Genomic DNA, 3232 nt, shown 5'->3' with positions numbered 1-3232 from the left:
GGACGTCCACCTCCCCGCCGGTGGCGGAGCGTCCGCCGGTGGCGGGGCGTTGGCGGTGGGCGGGCTGCGGGACGGCGAGATGTTGGGCGGGGGGAGGTCGGGGGGGGGCACCCCCCACCACCCACCCGGCGCCGGGGCCCCCCCCCCCACCGCCCCCGGTCGGGGCGCGGCCAGGCGAATGGGGGAAAATCGGTACCGACGGCCGGTGCGGCCGCACCTCAACGGAGCCGGAAGCGAGACGCAGGTGGCCAAAGCGGGAGCCGAAGCGGGAGCCGAGGCGGGGGCCGAAGCGGCGGCCAAGGCTGGAGTCGAAGCCGGGGGCCGGGCCGGCCAGCTGAAGAGCAGCGGCCTGCGGCACGGCTGGACCACGGGCGCCTGCGCCACCGCCGCCACCAAGGCCGCGTACACCGCGCTGCTCACCGGTGAGTTCCCGGACCCGGTGGCCATCACCCTCCCCAAGGGCCAGCAGCCGGCCTTCGCCCTCGCCGCCGAGGAACTCGTCGCCGCGGAACTTGCCCCCAGGGCCGGGGGGCTGGCCGCCGGCGAACTGGCTGCCGGGGAGCGGGCCGCCGGGGGCCGAGCCGCCGTCCCGCCCATGCCGGCGAGCGCCATGGCCGCCGTGGTCAAGGACGCCGGCGACGATCCCGACGTCACCCACGGCGCGCTGATCCGCTCGACGGTGCGGGCCGGCGAGCCCGGCGCCGGCGTGGTGTTCCGGGCCGGCCCGGGGGTGGGGACGGTCACCAAGGCGGGCCTGCCGCTGCCCGTCGGCGAGCCCGCGATCAACCCGGTGCCCCGGCAGATGATCCGCGACGCCGTGGCGGAGGTGGCCGCCGCGCACGGCGGCAGCGGGGACGTGGTGGTCGAGATCTCCGTGGACCACGGCGAGGAGATCGCCCGGTCCACCTGGAATCCACGGCTGGGCATCCTCGGGGGCCTGTCCATCCTCGGGACCACCGGCATCGTCGTCCCCTACTCCTGCTCCGCCTGGATCGACTCCATCCGCCGCGGCGTGGACGTGGCCCGGGCGGCGGGCCGCACCCACGTGGCCGGCTGTACCGGTTCGACCTCCGAGAAGGTCGCCGTCGCCGTGCACGGACTGCCTGAGGACGCGCTGCTCGACATGGGCGACTTCGCGGGCGCCGTCCTCAAGTACCTCAAGCGCCACCCGGTGCCCCGGCTGACGATCGCGGGCGGCTTCGCCAAGCTGTCCAAGCTCGCCGCCGGCCACCTCGACCTGCATTCGGCGCGCTCCCAGGTGGACAAGGGGTACCTGGCCGAACTGGCGCGGCGGGGCGGGGCCGACGGGGCGCTGGCCGAGGCGGTGGCCGCCGCCAACACCGGGTTGGAGGCGGTGCAGTTGTGCCGGGCGGCCGGGGTGCCGCTGGGCGATCTGGTCGCCGAGGCGGCGCGGGCGACGGCGCTCGGCGTGCTGGTCGGCTCGCCGGTGGCGGTGGACGTCATCTGCATCGACCGCGCGGGCACCGTCGTCGGCCGGGCGGAGCCGCTCGGGCCGTGACACTCTCACAGAATCGCGGCAATACCGCCTGGTGATGTGAAGATCTGACGTTCATACGGGGCGAGAAACGGACAAAAGGAGTGTCACGCCCGCCCCTGGTTCTGTCGCCATCTCAACCATGAGATATGGTCTGGCGAGTGACAGGCGACTACCTCACCCGTATCGGCACCCTCATCCGTACCGCCCGCCAGCACCGCGGCTGGTCCCAGGCACAGCTCGGCGAGGCCCTCGGCACCAGCCAGAGCGCGGTCAACCGCATCGAGCAGGGCAAGCAGAACGTCAGCCTTGAGATGATCGCGCGCATCGGCGAAGCCCTCGACAGCGAGATCGTCTCCCTCGGCTACTCCGGCCCGATGCACCTGCGGGTCGCCGGCGGCACCCGACTCTCCGGCGCCATCGACGTCCGCAGCAGCAAGAACGCCTGCGTCGCGATCCTCTGCGCCTCGCTGCTGACCACCGGACGCACCACGCTGCGCAGCGTCGCCCGGATCGAAGAGGTCTACCGCATCCTCGAGGTGCTCACCAGCATCGGCGTCAAGAGCCGCTGGACCAACGACGGCCGCGACCTCGAACTCACCCCGCCCGCCGAGCTCGACCTCGCGGCGATGGACGTCGAGGCGGCCCGCCGCACCCGCAGCGTGCTGATGTTCCTCGGCCCGCTGATGCACCGCGCCAGCCGCTTCGCCATCCCGTACGCGGGTGGCTGCGACCTCGGCACCCGCACCGTCGAGCCGCACCTGACCGCGCTGCGCCGCTTCGGGCTGGAGGTCGCCACCACCGGCGGCGCCTACCACGCCTCGGTCGAGCCGGGCACCCCGCTGGACCGTCCGATCGTGCTGACCGAGCGCGGGGACACCGTCACCGAGAACGCCCTGCTGGCCGCCGCCCGGCACGACGGCGTCAGCGTCATCCGCAACGCCTCGCCCAACTACATGGTCCAGGACCTGTGTTTCTTCCTGGAGAAGCTGGGCGTGCGGATCGAGGGCGTCGGCACCACCACCCTCACCGTCCACGGTGTCCCGGAGATCACCTGCGACGTCGACTACACCCCGGCCGAGGACCCGGTGGAGGCGATGAGCCTGCTCGCCGCCGCCGTCGTCACCTCCTCCGAGCTGACGATCCGCCGGGTGCCGATCGAGTTCCTGGAGATCGAACTCGCGGTGCTGGAGGGGATGGGCCTCGACTACGACCGGACCCCCGAGTACCGGGCCCACAACGGCCACACCCGCCTGGTCGACCTCACCGTGCGCCCGTCCAAGCTGACCGCGCCGATCGACACCATCCACCCGATGCCGTTCCCCGGCATCAACATCGACAACGTGCCGTTCTTCGCGGCCATCGCCGCGGCCGCCCACGGCACCACGATGATCCACGACTGGGTCTACGACAACCGTGCGATCTACCTCACCGAGCTGACCCGCCTCGGCGCCGACGTCAAGCTCCTCGACCCGCACCGCGTCCTGGTCCAGGGCCCCACCCGCTGGCGCGCCGCCGAGATGATGTGCCCGCCGGCCCTGCGCCCCGCGGTCGTCATCCTCCTCGCGATGCTCGCCGCCCAGGGCACCTCCGTCCTGCGCAACGTCTACGTCATCAACCGCGGCTACGAGGACCTCGCCGAGCGCCTCAACTCCATCGGCGCGCAGATCGAGACCTTCCGCGACATCTGATCCGATCCGGATCTGAAGCACGATCAGATGGCCGACCCGACCGCCC

At 72.9% G+C, this 3232-nt stretch carries 2 protein-coding genes; both read left to right on the top strand.

Features of this window, described 5'->3' with window-relative positions:
• The first annotated feature begins 244 nt into the window (after positions 1-244).
• A complete protein-coding gene (locus tag ACFV6I_RS21515) occupies positions 245-1519 on the top strand; it encodes a cobalt-precorrin-5B (C(1))-methyltransferase (RefSeq protein ID WP_380427032.1) in 1275 nt (424 codons plus the stop codon).
• Positions 1520-1656: 137 nt separating this feature from the next.
• On the top strand, positions 1657-3186 hold the full coding sequence (locus ACFV6I_RS21510) for a UDP-N-acetylglucosamine 1-carboxyvinyltransferase (RefSeq protein ID WP_350875492.1): 1530 nt from the start codon (positions 1657-1659) through the stop codon (positions 3184-3186).
• Positions 3187-3232 lie beyond the last annotated feature (46 nt).

The organism is Kitasatospora sp. NPDC059803 (assembly GCF_042732255.1).
In the GTDB taxonomy this organism is placed as follows: Bacteria; Actinomycetota; Actinomycetes; order Streptomycetales; family Streptomycetaceae; genus Kitasatospora.
The sequence above is the reverse complement of the archived record's forward strand: the minus strand, read 5'-3'. Positions and strand labels throughout refer to the sequence as shown.